The 14653-nt window shown below is 41.5% G+C and carries 17 protein-coding genes, 1 tRNA gene, 1 other RNA gene and 1 pseudogene; 18 read left to right on the top strand and 2 right to left on the bottom strand.

Going from position 1 to position 14653, the window contains the following annotated elements; genetic code table 11:
• The first annotated feature begins 1 nt into the window (after window position 1).
• Window positions 2-75 (top strand) — tRNA-Asn (locus HMPREF2613_RS05900).
• 77 nt (window positions 76-152) lie between these two features.
• Here the strand turns inward: HMPREF2613_RS05900 and HMPREF2613_RS05895 are convergent.
• Window positions 153-449, bottom strand: a pseudogene (locus HMPREF2613_RS05895) (transposase family protein); the annotation flags it as partial.
• A 304-nt stretch (window positions 450-753) separates the two neighbouring features.
• Here HMPREF2613_RS05895 and comW point away from each other — a divergent pair.
• The 12 genes from comW (at window position 754) to HMPREF2613_RS05835 (ending at window position 9630) form a co-directional block, all read left to right on the top strand.
• The gene (comW, locus tag HMPREF2613_RS05890; protein WP_070479676.1) at window positions 754-990 is read left to right on the top strand and encodes a sigma(X)-activator ComW; all 237 of its coding nucleotides are present in this window, start codon (window positions 754-756) and stop codon (window positions 988-990) included.
• Window positions 991-1220: 230 nt separating this feature from the next.
• A complete protein-coding gene (locus HMPREF2613_RS05885; protein WP_001832534.1) occupies window positions 1221-2507 on the top strand; it encodes an adenylosuccinate synthase in 1287 nt (428 codons plus the stop codon).
• A 199-nt stretch (window positions 2508-2706) separates the two neighbouring features.
• On the top strand, window positions 2707-3174 hold the full coding sequence (tadA, locus tag HMPREF2613_RS05880; RefSeq protein WP_070479673.1) for a tRNA adenosine(34) deaminase TadA: 468 nt from the start codon (window positions 2707-2709) through the stop codon (window positions 3172-3174).
• A gap of 32 nt (window positions 3175-3206) precedes the next feature.
• Window positions 3207-3304: signal recognition particle sRNA small type (ffs, locus tag HMPREF2613_RS05875), an RNA gene on the top strand.
• Window positions 3305-3360: 56 nt separating this feature from the next.
• Window positions 3361-3804, top strand: coding sequence for a dUTP diphosphatase (locus tag HMPREF2613_RS05870; protein ID WP_000701980.1), 444 nt, complete (start codon window positions 3361-3363; stop codon window positions 3802-3804).
• Window positions 3764-4321 (top strand): histidine phosphatase family protein, encoded by a 558-nt coding sequence (locus HMPREF2613_RS05865; RefSeq protein WP_083279235.1) that lies wholly within the window; start codon window positions 3764-3766, stop codon window positions 4319-4321. Before HMPREF2613_RS05870 ends, HMPREF2613_RS05865 begins: the two co-directional genes overlap by 41 nt.
• Before the next feature lie 13 nt (window positions 4322-4334).
• Entirely contained in the window at window positions 4335-5696 is a 1362-nt protein-coding gene (gene radA, locus HMPREF2613_RS05860) for a DNA repair protein RadA (protein ID WP_083279234.1), read from the top strand.
• Window positions 5697-5766: 70 nt separating this feature from the next.
• Window positions 5767-6462, top strand: a complete 696-nt coding sequence (locus HMPREF2613_RS05855) for a TIGR00266 family protein (RefSeq protein ID WP_000672726.1) — start codon at window positions 5767-5769, stop codon at window positions 6460-6462.
• 158 nt (window positions 6463-6620) lie between these two features.
• The gene (locus HMPREF2613_RS05850; RefSeq protein ID WP_033679448.1) at window positions 6621-7118 is read left to right on the top strand and encodes a beta-class carbonic anhydrase; all 498 of its coding nucleotides are present in this window, start codon (window positions 6621-6623) and stop codon (window positions 7116-7118) included.
• Between the two features lie 24 nt (window positions 7119-7142).
• Complete coding sequence (locus HMPREF2613_RS05845) at window positions 7143-7958, top strand: PrsW family intramembrane metalloprotease (RefSeq protein ID WP_070479669.1); 816 nt, start codon at window positions 7143-7145, stop codon at window positions 7956-7958.
• Between the two features lie 145 nt (window positions 7959-8103).
• Window positions 8104-9072: a ribose-phosphate diphosphokinase gene (locus tag HMPREF2613_RS05840; RefSeq protein ID WP_033682853.1), complete on the top strand. Its 969-nt coding sequence runs from the start codon at window positions 8104-8106 to the stop codon at window positions 9070-9072.
• A gap of 120 nt (window positions 9073-9192) precedes the next feature.
• Window positions 9193-9630 carry a CoA-binding protein gene (locus HMPREF2613_RS05835; protein WP_070479667.1) on the top strand — a complete coding sequence of 146 codons (438 nt, stop codon included), beginning with the start codon at window positions 9193-9195 and terminating at the stop codon, window positions 9628-9630.
• A gap of 31 nt (window positions 9631-9661) precedes the next feature.
• On the opposite strand, the gene HMPREF2613_RS05830 is transcribed toward HMPREF2613_RS05835, so the two are convergent.
• On the bottom strand, window positions 9662-10672 hold the full coding sequence (locus tag HMPREF2613_RS05830) for a YeiH family protein (protein WP_070479665.1): 1011 nt from the start codon (window positions 10670-10672) through the stop codon (window positions 9662-9664).
• Window positions 10673-10820: 148 nt separating this feature from the next.
• Between HMPREF2613_RS05830 and HMPREF2613_RS05825 the strand changes: the two genes are divergently transcribed.
• From HMPREF2613_RS05825 to HMPREF2613_RS11770, 5 genes are all read left to right on the top strand, one after another.
• A complete protein-coding gene (locus tag HMPREF2613_RS05825) occupies window positions 10821-11990 on the top strand; it encodes a pyridoxal phosphate-dependent aminotransferase (RefSeq protein WP_070479663.1) in 1170 nt (389 codons plus the stop codon).
• Complete coding sequence (gene recO, locus HMPREF2613_RS05820) at window positions 11987-12757, top strand: DNA repair protein RecO (RefSeq protein ID WP_070479661.1); 771 nt, start codon at window positions 11987-11989, stop codon at window positions 12755-12757. Before HMPREF2613_RS05825 ends, recO begins: the two co-directional genes overlap by 4 nt.
• A complete protein-coding gene (plsX, locus tag HMPREF2613_RS05815; RefSeq protein WP_070479659.1) occupies window positions 12754-13746 on the top strand; it encodes a phosphate acyltransferase PlsX in 993 nt (330 codons plus the stop codon). The genes recO and plsX overlap by 4 nt, the downstream gene beginning before the upstream one ends.
• Before the next feature lie 5 nt (window positions 13747-13751).
• Window positions 13752-13988, top strand: coding sequence for an acyl carrier protein (locus HMPREF2613_RS05810; RefSeq protein WP_000136444.1), 237 nt, complete (start codon window positions 13752-13754; stop codon window positions 13986-13988).
• 209 nt (window positions 13989-14197) lie between these two features.
• Window positions 14198-14386: a hypothetical protein gene (locus HMPREF2613_RS11770; protein WP_000756559.1), complete on the top strand. Its 189-nt coding sequence runs from the start codon at window positions 14198-14200 to the stop codon at window positions 14384-14386.
• Window positions 14387-14653: the final 267 nt, after the last annotated feature.

The following is a 14653-nucleotide window of genomic DNA, read 5'->3' as shown; positions in this document are numbered from 1 at the left end:
ATCCGCCATAGCTCAGTTGGTAGTAGCGCATGACTGTTAATCATGATGTCGTAGGTTCGAGTCCTACTGGCGGAGTAGTAAATTAAAGGAGGTTTCGACCTCTTTTTTTATTATGTAATTAATAATCTCTCTCGCACCTAATGACACGTGATATTTTTCTTGACGATAGGACTCTCGGAGACCATCATTTTCGAGCAATGATAGCAGTTGAAACGGCGCTTTTTCAGGAGGATTCTAGTAGGCATACCAGTCGTTTTGAGGTAAGGAGTCTTAGACGGTTTTTGAAAGTCATATTTCTTCATTTGATTTCCGCACTCAGAGCAAGTTGGGGCGTTGTAGTCCATTCTAGCGATAATTTCCTTGTGTGTATTCATATTGATAATATCTAGAATTTTGATGTTTGAGTCTTGGATATCAAGTAGTTTTATGATAAAAAGTAATGATTCCATATGATTTTTTCTATGGAACTTTTTTCTACAACAAAATAGGCTCCATAATATCTATAGGGGATTTAGCCACTACAAATATTATAGAGCCTAATTATCAGGATAATTTTATAAATCATTTATAGGAATTTTTTATTTTTAGAGATTTAATAGTTTGTTTTTGATATAAGATATTTGTTTCTATTATGTCTATCTTTCTCATTTTTTATCTTGTTGAGGTTGGTATTTGAGCAATTCAGGAATTGATAATATCTGTTTATAATTTTTTGTTAGAATAAGGTCATAAAAAGAAAAGGAGTATATATTTATGCTACAAAGTATTTATGATCAGATGACAGATTTCTATAACAGTATCGAAGAAGAGTATGCTACTTTCTTTGGTGATAGTTGGGAATGGGAACATTTTCATTTTAAATTTTTGATTTATTATTTAGTTCGATATGGCATTGGGTGTCGTAGGGATTTTATCGTTTACCATTATCGTGTTGCTTATCGTTTGTATCTTGAAAAGATGATAATGAAACAGGGTTTTGTTGCTTGTTGAGACAGTATGAGTTAATTTCCGAACAAATTTAACTTTTTGTGGGAAAATAATGATAAATAGTCGGAATTTTTTCTAAATCATTTTTTAATAGTTGGAAATAGCAAATCTTTCTATTGTTTCTTCTTGATAAAAAGGCGATTTTTTCTTATAATAAATTGTAAGATATAATTGCAGGTGAGAGTCCTGCCATGTATGTGAGAAAGGAAGAGCCTGAGGGCTCAGACAAAATTATGACTTCAGTTGTTGTTGTAGGTACCCAATGGGGTGATGAAGGTAAAGGGAAGATTACAGACTTCCTTTCAGCGAATGCAGAAGTGATTGCACGTTACCAAGGTGGTGATAATGCAGGTCACACGATTGTGATTGATGGTAAGAAATTTAAGTTGCACTTGATTCCATCTGGAATTTTCTTCCCTGAAAAAATCTCTGTTATTGGGAATGGTATGGTTGTAAATCCTAAATCTCTTGTGAAAGAGTTGAGCTATCTTCATGAGGAGGGTGTGACAACTGATAATTTGCGTATTTCTGATCGCGCGCATGTTATTTTGCCTTATCATATTGAGTTAGACCGTTTGCAAGAAGAAGCTAAGGGCGACAATAAGATTGGGACTACAATCAAGGGAATTGGTCCAGCTTATATGGACAAGGCTGCTCGTGTTGGGATTCGTATTGCAGATCTTTTAGATAAAGATATTTTCCGTGAGCGTTTAGAACGTAACCTTGCTGAAAAGAATCGTCTTTTTGAAAAATTGTATGACAGTAAAGCGATTGCTTTTGATGATATTTTTGAAGAATATTATGAATATGGTCAACAAATCAAGAAATATGTGACAGATACATCTGTTATTTTGAATGATGCGCTTGATAACGGTAAACGTGTGCTTTTTGAAGGTGCACAAGGTGTTATGCTAGATATAGACCAAGGTACGTATCCATTTGTTACGTCATCAAACCCTGTGGCTGGTGGTGTTACGATTGGTTCAGGTGTTGGTCCAAGTAAGATTGACAAGGTTGTAGGTGTATGTAAGGCTTATACGAGTCGTGTAGGAGACGGTCCATTCCCAACTGAGTTGTTTGATGAAGTGGGAGAACGTATCCGTGAAGTGGGTCATGAATATGGTACAACAACTGGTCGTCCACGTCGTGTGGGTTGGTTTGACTCAGTTGTGATGCGTCATAGCCGCCGTGTTTCTGGTATTACGAACCTTTCATTGAACTCTATCGATGTTTTGAGTGGTTTGGATACAGTGAAAATCTGTGTGGCCTATGATCTTGATGGTCAACGTATTGACTACTATCCAGCTAGTCTTGAGCAATTGAAGCGTTGCAAGCCTATCTATGAAGAGTTGCCAGGTTGGTCAGAAGATATTACCGGAGTTCGTAATTTGGAAGATCTTCCTGAGAATGCGCGTAACTATGTTCGTCGTGTGAGCGAATTGGTTGGTGTTCGTATTTCTACTTTCTCAGTAGGTCCTGGTCGTGAACAAACAAATATTTTAGAAAGTGTTTGGTCTTAAGAGATTTTTAAGATTTGTTTAAGATAGGTCGGGTATACTATAGACAGTTACAAGAAGACCTCCTAACTTGTTGTAACAAATATCCTAAACTTTTCTTTTTCATAATAATCTCCCTATAAAGTCACCGCATTCGGTGGCTTTTTTTGTCTTGGGATTCATGATATAATAATAAAATCGATAAGTAGTAAAAGGGAAATTGATGAATTATACAGTTGAAGAAAAAGAAGTCTTTATGAGGGAAGCTTTGAGAGAGGCTGAGGTTGCTCTTGAACACGATGAAATTCCAATTGGTTGTGTCATTGTCAAGGATGGGGAAATTATTGGTCGTGGGCATAATGCACGCGAGGAATTGCAACGGGCGGTTATGCATGCGGAAATTATGGCCATAGAGAATGCGAATCTGAGTGAGGAGAGCTGGCGCTTGCTTGATTGCACGCTTTTTGTGACTATTGAGCCGTGTGTCATGTGTAGTGGGGCGATTGGCCTCGCCCGTATTCCAAACGTGGTCTATGGGGCTAAAAACCAGAAATTTGGCGCTGCTGGGAGTTTGTACGATATCTTGACAGATGAGCGTCTCAATCATCGTGTGGAGGTTGAAACGGGAATTTTGGAAGATGAATGCGCAGCTATTATGCAGGACTTTTTTAGAAATAGACGGAAAAAATAATTTTGCTTTTAAAATGAATAGGAATGTGATATAATAAATAGTGGAGCAACAGTTCTGCGTGAAGCGGGTCAGGGGAGGAATCCAGCAGCCCTAAGCGATTTGAATTGTGTGCTCTTTTTTTCGTGCTTTTTCCGAATAAATAAGATAGAATAATCTAGAATAAATGATAATAGAAAAGAGAAAATTATGAAAATTCGTGGTTTTGAATTGGTTTCGAGTTTTACAGATGAGAATTTATTGCCAAAGCGTGAGACAGCGCATGCGGCTGGTTACGACTTAAAGGTTGCGGAACGGACTGTGATTGCGCCAGGAGAGATTGTATTGGTTCCGACAGGGGTTAAGGCTTATATGCAGCCGACTGAGGTTCTCTATCTCTATGATCGCTCTTCAAATCCTCGTAAGAAGGGTTTGGTCTTGATTAATTCAGTTGGGGTCATTGATGGGGATTATTATGGAAATCCTGGGAATGAAGGGCATATTTTTGCTCAGATGAAGAATATTACAGATCAAGAGGTTGTTCTTGAAGTTGGGGAACGTGTGGTTCAGGCTGTCTTTGCGCCTTTCTTAATCGCAGATGGAGATGCTGCTGATGGCGTTCGAACTGGTGGATTTGGATCAACAGGGCACTAGAATGAAGATTATCTTTGTACGTCATGGAGAGCCAGATTACCGTGAGTTAGAGGAGCGTTCTTATATGGGATTTGGGATAGATTTGGCACCCTTATCTGAGAAGGGACGGCAGGAAGCCCAGGAACTGAGCAAAAATCCTTTGTTTGGCTCAGCTGATATCCTGGTGTCTTCTGCAGTGACGCGAGCTTTAGAAACGGCTTTTTATGTATCCTGTGCTACGGGACTTCCTTTGAGAGTGGAGCCATTATTACATGAATGGCAGGTCTATGAAAGTGGCACAGATAATTTTGAAAAAGCTCGTACTATGTTTCTAGAAAATAAGGGGGAGTTACTTCCTAATAGCCCCATTCAATATGAGACAGCTAAAGAGATGAAGTCTCGTTTTCTAGAATGCATGGCTAAGTATCGAGAACATCAGACTGTGGTAGTTGTTGCTCATCGAATGCTCATGCGCCAGTTTGTGCCAAATGAGAAGATTGATTTTTGCCAAGTGATTGAGTGTGAGTTAGAGATATAGAAAGAGGTTTATCATCGCAAAGAAAAAAGCGACATTTGTATGTCAAAATTGTGGGTATAATTCCCCTAAATATCTGGGACGATGCCCCAACTGTGGGTCTTGGTCTTCTTTTGTAGAAGAGGTTGAGGTTGCCGAGGTAAAGAATGCGCGTGTGTCCTTGACAGGTGAGAAAACCAAGCCCATGAAACTGACTGAGGTGACTTCAATCAACGTTAATCGAACCAAGACGGAGATGGAGGAATTTAACCGTGTGCTTGGAGGCGGAGTGGTACCGGGAAGTCTTGTCCTCATTGGTGGGGATCCTGGAATCGGGAAATCAACCCTTCTCTTACAAGTCTCAACCCAGTTGTCTCAAGTGGGGACTGTTCTCTACGTCAGTGGGGAGGAGTCTGCTCAGCAGATTAAACTACGTGCAGAGCGTTTGGGAGATATTGATAGCGAGTTTTATCTCTATGCAGAGACCAATATGCAGAGTGTTCGCGCAGAGGTAGAGAGAATACAGCCAGACTTTCTCATTATTGACTCAATTCAAACCATTATGTCTCCTGAGATTTCAGGGGTACAGGGATCTGTTTCTCAGGTGCGTGAGGTGACGGCTGAGCTCATGCAACTGGCCAAAACTAATAACATTGCCATCTTTATCGTAGGGCATGTGACCAAGGAAGGAACTTTAGCTGGGCCTCGTATGTTGGAGCATATGGTGGATACGGTGCTTTACTTTGAAGGGGAACGCCACCATACCTTCCGTATTTTAAGAGCGGTCAAAAACCGTTTTGGCTCCACTAATGAGATTGGGATTTTTGAGATGCAGTCGGGCGGTTTGGTTGAGGTCCTCAATCCGAGTCAAGTTTTTCTAGAGGAGCGTTTGGATGGAGCGACTGGTTCGTCAATCGTTGTCACTATGGAGGGGACACGTCCTATTCTAGCGGAGGTACAGGCTTTGGTGACACCGACTATGTTTGGAAATGCCAAGCGTACGACGACAGGACTTGATTTTAATCGTGCGAGTCTGATTATGGCTGTTTTAGAAAAGCGTGCAGGGCTTCTCTTGCAAAATCAGGATGCCTATCTCAAATCTGCTGGTGGTGTCAAATTGGATGAACCTGCCATTGACTTAGCCGTCGCTGTTGCTATTGCTTCGAGCTACAAGGACAAGCCAACCAACCCTCAGGAATGTTTTGTGGGAGAACTTGGTTTGACGGGAGAAATTCGGCGCGTGAATCGTATCGAGCAGCGTATTAATGAAGCTGCTAAACTGGGCTTTACTAAGATTTATGTACCCAAAAATTCCTTGACAGGAATCACTCCACCTAAGGAAATTCAAGTTATTGGGGTGACAACGATTCAGGAAGTCTTGAAAAAGGTATTCTCCTAATAGTTATGGTCAGCTTTAGATGACTAATTATTTTATTGCTAACATTTATTAAAACAAGGAGGAATTTCTTATGAAATTTTCTATGGACAGTCATATGCAATTTCCTTTGGTAGAGTTGTCACTCAATCAAGGAGAAACCGTCTATATCCAGCGAGGTAGTATGGTTTACCACACGCCTAACGTAAGTCTCAATACCCAGCTCAATGCTAGCGGTTCAGGTTTGGGACGTTTTGTTAAAGCTGTAGGACGTTCAATGGTTTCTGGTGAAAGCACCTTCATTACTCAAGCTGTAGCAGAGTCTGATAACGGGAACCTTGCTCTAGCACCAGATACTCCTGGGCAAGTAATTGCTCTTGAACTAGGTGAAAAACAATATCGACTGAATGATGGGGCTTTTCTAGCTCTTGATGGTACAGCTTCCTATACTATGGAGAGTCAGTCTATTGGTAAAGCTCTGTTCGGAGGGCAAGGCGGTCTCTTTGTGATGACTACCCAAGGCCAGGGAACTCTCTTGGCCAATGCTTTTGGCTCTATCAAGAAAATTGAGCTACAAAACCAAGAAATAACCATTGACAATGCCCATGTGGTGGCTTGGAGTCAATCTTTGGACTATAATATCCACTTAGAAAATAGCTTCTGGCAGTCTATTGGTACAGGCGAAGGAGTGGTGAATACCTTCCGAGGAACTGGTGAGGTCTACGTACAAAGTCTCAATCTTCAGAGCTTTGCAGGATCGCTCAATAAGTATATCCAAAAAGGTTCATAAAATAAAACTAGGACAGAAGCCCAAGCTAGAAGCTGGATGTCTCTGTCCCAGTTTTTTTATATGAAGGTTGACAACTGACAAGACAAAGAAAAGATGGTAAGATAGGATATAAATAATTTGGTGTTCAAATTATCTGATAGACTAGAAAGTGAGTTGTTATGTCCTATTTTGAAAATTTTTTAAAAGCCAATCAAGCCTATGTAGAACTGCATGGAGATCTTCATTTATCAATCAAACCAAAGACCAAGGTTGCAATCGTAACTTGTATGGACTCGCGTTTACACGTTGCGCCAGCTCTTGGGTTGGCTCTGGGAGATGCTCATATTTTGCGGAATGCTGGAGGGCGAGTGACAGATGATATGATTCGCTCGCTTGTGATTTCCCAGCAACAAATGGGGACAAGGGAAATTGTGGTGCTCCATCATACAGACTGTGGTGCACAGACATTTGAAAATGGTCCTTTTCAGGAGTATTTGAAAAAAGAACTAGGAGTGGATGTTTCTGACAAGGACTTTTTGCCTTTTCAAGACATTGATGAAAGTGTTCGTGAGGATATGAGATTGCTACAGGAAACTCCTCTAATCCCAGATGATGTTGTTATTTCAGGTGCGGTTTACGATGTGGATACAGGAAGGATGACAGTCGTAGAATTATAAATACTTCATTTAGAAAGAAAGTATATGAAGAAAAACAGTATTTTATTTATTTTTATCTTATTGCTATGTATTGGTTTACAGTATGAAACCATCTACTATACTGACGGCTCTATGTCAGGTGCGGAATATGGCCTAATGGGAGTTTCTATCTTTCTAGCTCTCTTTTACATGATTCCAGCTCTTTATTTCCTTTTCCGTATTGGGAAAAAATGGGAATTGCCAAAGAAGGCCTTGATCTTGTCTTTATTGGGTGGGATGTTCCTTTCAGGCTGGCTATCTAGCTTTGCTAATACCTATATCCATGATTTACTGGGCGTTCTTTTCCCAGATAGTGCATTTTTAAATGCCTTTGAAAGTGCGATTGTGGCTCCTTTGGTAGAAGAACCCTTGAAATTGTTGCCACTTGTCTTTGTTTTGGCTTTGATTCCTGTGCGAAAATTAAAATCTTTGTTTTTACTAGGAATTGCTTCTGGTTTGGGATTCCAAATGATTGAGGATATTGGCTATATTCGTACGGATTTGCCAGAGGGCTTTGATTTTACCATTTCAAGGATTTTAGAGCGTATTATCTCAGGAATTGCTTCTCACTGGACTTTTTCAGGTTTGGCGGTAGTAGGTGTTTACTTGCTTTACAGAGCCTATAAAGGGCAGAAGGTTGGCAAGAAACAGGGGCTTATTTTCCTAGGTTTAGCCTTGGGAACTCATTTCTTGTTTAACTCTCCTTTTGTGGAGTTGGAGACAGAGTTGCCCTTAGCGATTCCAGTGGTTACGGCTGTTACTCTCTATGGTTTTTATCAGGCTTATCGCTTTGTTGAGAAGCACAATGAGTTGATGAACTAGAATATTTTTCAAAAGAATGATGCAAGGGCACAAATATGGTGCCCTTCTTTTATTTTTGATTGAAAAATAGTGCAAAAAGCGCTACAATGGTAGATGGAAAAATCTTGTGAAAAGCACAAGCGATACATATATACCGGAGGAAATCATGTCTTTTTCTGATTTAAAGCTGTTTGCCCTTTCTTCTAATCAAGAATTGGCAAAACGTGTAGCGCAGGAGATTGGGATAGAGTTGGGGAAATCAAGTGTTCGCCAATTTTCAGATGGAGAGATTCAGGTCAACATCGAAGAATCAATCCGTGGGAAACACGTTTTTATCCTACAATCAACTAGCTCGCCTGTAAATGACAATCTGCTTGAAATTTTGATTATGGTGGATGCTTTGAAGCGTGCCAGTGCAGAATCTGTCAATGTTGTTATGCCTTACTATGGGTATGCACGTCAGGATAGAAAGGCGAGAGCGCGTGAGCCAATCACTTCAAAACTTGTCGCAAATATGCTTGAAGTAGCTGGAGTGGATCGTTTATTGACCATCGACTTGCATGCTGCACAGATTCAAGGATTCTTTGATATTCCTGTGGATCACTTGATGGGAGCTCCTCTGATTGCAGATTATTTTGAGCGTCGTGGTATGGTTGGTTCTGACTATGTGGTTGTCAGCCCAGACCATGGAGGGGTGACTCGTGCTCGTAAGTTGGCAGAATTTTTGAAAACATCTATCGCTATCATTGACAAACGTCGTAGCGTTGATAAGATGAATACTAGTGAAGTCATGAACATCATCGGTAAGGTTGAAGGCAAGACTTGTATCTTGATTGATGATATGATTGATACGGCTGGAACCATTTGTCATGCGGCAGATGCCCTTGCGGAAGCTGGTGCTGTTGAAGTCTATGCAAGCTGTACGCACCCAGTTCTTTCTGGTCCTGCTATGGACAATATCCAAAAATCAGCTATTAAGAAATTGGTTGTTTTGGATACCATCTATCTCCCAGAAGAGCGTTTGATCGATAAGATTGAGCAGATTTCAATCGCTCATTTATTGGGGGATGCTATCGTACGTATTCATGAAAAACGCCCACTTTCTCCACTTTTTAGTATTGAGAAAAAGATTTAAGTTTTCACTTAGAATAAAACATACTCCTAGCAGAAGTGAATGAACTGCTAGGAGGTTTTTATATTAAAAATCTGCAAGCCTTTTCAAAATATGCTATACTGATGAAAAAGGAGGATTTCTATGAGTCAAGAATTTATCAATCCAAGTGATGGTGTGATTCGTCAGTATCTCGCAACGAGTAAAACCCTTGCTGTAGTGGGGTTGTCAGATCGTGAGGAAACAACTAGCAATCGAGTGACCAAGGAAATGCAGGCTCGGGGTTATAAAATCATCCCAGTCAATCCCAAGGTAGAAGGTGGTGAAATCTTGGGTGAAAAGGCTTATGCTAGCCTAGCAGAGATTCCTTTTTCTGTAGATATTGTTAATGTTTACCGGCGCAGTGAGTTTTTGCCAGATGTGGCGCGTGATTTTCTCAAGGCTAATGCCAAGATTTTTTGGGCACAGCTAGGACTTGAAAGTCTAGAAGCGGAAGAAATCTTGCGTGCTGGTGGATGTGATGATATCGTGATGAATCGTTGTATTAAGAGAGAGCATACACGCTTGATTGAGGAAGCATAAGAAAAAGGTAGCTGGTGGGCTACCTTTTGTGTTAGAAAATGCCGATAAGGGTCTGCATACCAAGACTAGTAAGGATGATGGCAATCCAACAGATGGCTCCAAGAACAATTGATTTTCCGCTGGATTTGACCATAGCTATCAGATTGGTTTTGAGCCCGATAGCACTCATGGCCATGATAATGAGGGATTTGGAAAGTTGTTTGAGAGGGGTAAAGAAACTACTGGACACACCGAGAGAGGTCAGTAGGGTGGTTAGGAGAGATGCAAGGATAAAGTAAAGGATAAAAAGTGGGAAGACTTTTTTCAGTTGCAATCCTTGCTTATTTTTTTGCTCGCGACTTTGCCAGTAGGAGAGAAAGAGAGTGATGGGGATAATAGCCAGAGTCCGCGTAAGTTTGACAATGGTTGCAGATTCGAGGGTATTGGTCTGGTAGAGACTGTCCCAGGCGCTGGCTGTGGCGGTTACAGAGGAAGTGTCATTGACCGCAGTCCCTGCAAAGAGGGCGAAGCCGTCATTGGATAGATGAAGCCAGGTACCTAGGGTTGGAAAGATGAGCGCAGCCAAGACATTGAAGAAAAAGATAACGGAAATGGCTTGGGCTACTTCCTTTTCCTTGGCATGGATAACGGGCGCTGTCGCTGCAATGGCAGAGCCCCCACAGATAGAAGAACCCACTCCAATCAAGGTAGCCAGTTTTGTGTCCAGTGCAAAGAAGCGCTGGAAGAGGTAGGCAACAATCAAGGCTATTGAAATGGTGGACAGGATGACAGGGAGTGAAGATTGTCCGACTGCGAAGACTTGCGAGATATTGAGACCAAAACCAAGCAAGATAACGGCATACTGGAGCAATTTTTTAGAACTAAAGGTCAATCCCGCATCCAGTTGTTTATAAGGCGAGAGAAAGGGGTGTAGGAGCATTCCCATAAAAATCGCAAAAACAGGCGCGCCAATCACAGGGAAGAATCCTCCTAAGTACCAAGATACGATTGAAATGAGAAGGCAGGCCAAGATGCCTGCTCCATTTTTTGATAGAAATGACATAAAAACCTCCAAATAGAATCTGTTACCATTATAGACCTGTAAACAGGAAAAGTAAAATAGAAAGTGGAAAGCTATTCTATCATGTATTTTTGCGGTCGGGGGGCTTTTGTAGTATAATAGAGATACGTTTTGAAAGTGGGAGGTATCTATGGACTTAACTAAGCGCTTTAATAAACAGTTAGATAAGATTCAAGTTTCGTTGATTCGTCAGTTTGATCAGGCTATTTCTGAGATTCCTGGGGTCTTGCGTTTGACCTTGGGGGAACCTGATTTTACAACGCCAGATCATGTCAAGGAGGCGGCTAAGCGAGCCATTGACCAGAACCAATCCTACTATACAGGGATGAGTGGTCTGCTGACTTTACGTCAGGCAGCCAGTGATTTTGTTAAGGAAAAGTACCAACTGGACTATGCTCCTGAAAATGAAATCTTGGTTACAATTGGGGCGACAGAGGCTTTATCTGCTACTTTGACAGCTATTTTGGAAGAGGGAGACAAGGTGCTTTTGCCAGCTCCTGCTTACCCAGGCTATGAACCGATTGTCAATCTAGTTGGGGCAGAGATTGTCGAGATTGATACAACTGAAAATGGGTTTGTCTTGACTCCAGAGATATTGGAAAAGGCCATTTTGGAGCAGGGTGACAAGCTCAAAGCGGTTATTCTCAACTATCCAGCCAATCCGACAGGAATTACCTATAGTCGGGAGCAGTTGGAAGCCTTGGCAGCTGTTTTACGCAAGTATGAGATTTTTGTTGTCTGTGATGAGGTTTACTCAGAATTGACCTACACAGGCGAAGCCCATGTGTCTCTAGGAACCATGTTGAGAGATCAGGCTATTATTATCAATGGTTTGTCTAAATCGCATGCTATGACCGGTTGGCGTTTGGGGCTGATTTTCGCTCCTGCGACCTTCACAGCCCAGTTAATCAAGAGTCACCAGTACTTGGTCACTGCCGCAAATACCATGGCCCAACATGCTGCAGTAGAAGCCTTGACGGCTGGTAAAAACGATGCGGAACATATGAAGAAGGAATACATCCAGCGACGAGACTATATTATCGAGAAAATGACTGCTCTTGGTTTTGCGATTATCAAACCAGACGGTGCCTTCTATATCTTTGCTAAGATTCCAGCGGGTTACAATCAAGATTCCTTTGCTTTTCTGAAGGATTTTGCTCAGAAGAAGGCCGTTGCCTTTATCCCTGGTGCCGCCTTTGGGCGTTATGGGGAAGGCTATGTGCGTCTGTCTTATGCGGCTAGCATGGAGACTATCAAAGAAGCCATGAAACGGCTTGAGGAGTACATGAGAGAAGCATGATTCAGTCTATTACGAGTCAAGGCTTGGTGCTCTACAATCGCAATTTTCGTGAGGATGACAAGCTAGTCAAGATTTTTACAGAGCAGGCTGGCAAGCGCATGTTTTTCGTCAAACACGCAGGTCAATCCAAACTGGCTCCTGTTATTCAGCCCTTGGTGCTGGCACGATTTCTCTTGCGAATCAATGATGACGGGCTCAGCTACATCGAGGACTATCATGAGGTCATGACCTTTCCCAAGATTAATAGTGATCTCTTTGTCATGGCCTATGCGACCTACGTAGCAGCTCTTGCAGATGCGAGTTTGCAGGATAATCAGCAGGATGCTCCCTTGTTTGCTTTTTTGCAAAAGACTTTGGAGTTGATGGAAGCGGGCTTGGATTATCAGGTTTTGACCAATATTTTTGAAATTCAAATCTTGACTCGATTTGGTATTAGTCTCAATTTTAATGAGTGTGTCTTTTGTCATCAGGTTGGTCAGGCTTTTGACTTTTCTTTCAAATATGGAGCTTGTCTTTGCCCAGAGCATTATCATGAGGATGAGAGACGTTGCCATCTCAATCCCAATATCCCTTATCTGCTCAATCAATTTCAAGCCATTGATTTTGAGACTTTGGAGACCATTTCGCTCAAGCCTGAAATCAAGCAAGAGCTACGCCAATTTATGGATCAGCTCTACGAAGAGTACGTTGGGATTCACCTAAAATCAAAGAAATTTATTGATTCCCTAGCAGACTGGGGACAATTACTAAAAGAGGAAAAGAAATGAAAAAAATCGCAGTAGATGCCATGGGGGGCGATTACGCACCTCAGGCCATCGTTGAGGGTGTCAATCAAGCCCTAGCTGACTTTTCAGATATCGAGGTTCAACTCTACGGAGATGAAGCTAAAATCAAGCAATATCTGACAGCGACGGAGCGCGTCAGCATTATTCATACGGATGAGAAGATTGATTCAGACGATGAACCGACGAGAGCTATTCGGAAGAAAAAAAACGCTAGTATGGTATTGGCGGCCAAGGCTGTCAAAGATGGAGAGGCAGACGCTGTTCTCTCAGCTGGGAATACAGGTGCTTTACTAGCAGCAGGATTCTTCATCGTGGGTCGTATCAAGAACATTGATCGCCCTGGGCTTATGTCAACATTGCCGACTGTAGATGGGAGAGGTTTTGACATGCTGGACCTCGGTGCTAATGCGGAAAATACAGCTCAGCACCTCCATCAATACGCGGTTCTAGGTTCCTTCTATGCTAAAAATGTCCGTGGAATTGCGAAACCACGTGTTGGCTTGCTCAATAACGGAACAGAGAGTAGCAAGGGCGACCCGCTTCGTAAGGAAACCTATGAATTACTGACTACTGATGAAAGTTTAAACTTTATCGGAAACGTGGAAGCGCGTGATTTGATGAATGGCGTTGCGGATGTGGTCGTGGCAGATGGTTTCACGGGAAACGCTGTGCTCAAATCCATTGAAGGGACAGCTATGGGAATCATGGGCTTGCTCAAGAACTCCATCACTGGTGGTGGTCTCCGAGCGAAACTAGGCGCCCTCCTTCTCAAGGACAGCCTCAGAGGTTTGAAAAAACAGCTCAATTACTCAGATGTTGGTGGAGCGGTCTTGTTTGGTGTTAAGGCACCTGTTGTCAAGACTCATGGCTCCAGCGATGCCAAGGCTGTGTACAGTACGATTCGTCAGATTCGTACCATGCTAGAAACAGACGTAGTTGCCCAAACTGCGCGTGAATTTTCAGGAGAATAAAAGAGATGACAGAAAAAGAAATTTTTGACCGTATTGTGACCATTATCCAAGAGCGACAGGGAGAGGACTTTGTCGTGACAGAATCCTTGAGTCTGAAAGACGACTTGGATGCTGACTCAGTTGACTTGATGGAGTTTATCTTGACACTGGAAGATGAATTTAATATCGAAATCAGTGATGAGGAAATTGACCAACTCCAAAGTGTAGGAGATGTGGTAGAAGTCGTCAAAAGTAAAGAATAGCAAGAAGCAAGATAAGAAGAGTTGCATATTGCTAAGAATGTAAATCAACATTCTATTTGACAATTTAATCTTTATAAATATATATTTTAGGCAGGGCGCTTGTTCTGCCTATTTTTTTGCCAAGAAAGTGCAATTGAGGTGTTTATTTGGAGTTTTACATGTATTTTTGATAAAATAGGTGTAGAAATTAGGAAAGTTGAAGAAAAGAAATGAAGAAGGTTTTAGGATATTTTTTAGTATTTGTTTTTCTATTTTTGATGAATATTTTCATCTTTAAGATACTAGCAACTCTGGGATTTCAGCTGACAATGAGTGAAAAGAGTTATATTGTACCACCGCTATTTTCGATTATCGTTTTGTATATGATTGACAAAAGAATTAGGAAGAAAAAGAAATAAACATATATTTTAGGTAGGACATTTGTTCTGCCTATTTTTTTATCCCAAAAGTGCATTTGGGAGGTAGATAGGCGCATTTGGGAAGGAAGTCCAGTTTTTGTTTGGGAATTGGGGTAAGATAGTTGTTATCAGATGAGTTTATACTCTTCGAAAATCAAATTCAAACCACGTCAACGTCGCCTTGCCGTGTAGATGTTACTGACTTCGTCAGTTCTATCTACAATCTCAAAGCCGTGCTTTGAGCAACCTGCGGCTAGTTTCCTAGTT

Source organism: Streptococcus sp. HMSC070B10, assembly GCF_001808665.1.
In the GTDB taxonomy this organism is placed as follows: Bacteria; Bacillota; Bacilli; order Lactobacillales; family Streptococcaceae; genus Streptococcus.
Note: the sequence above shows the minus strand (reverse complement) of the source record. Positions and strands in the feature narration are given on the sequence as shown.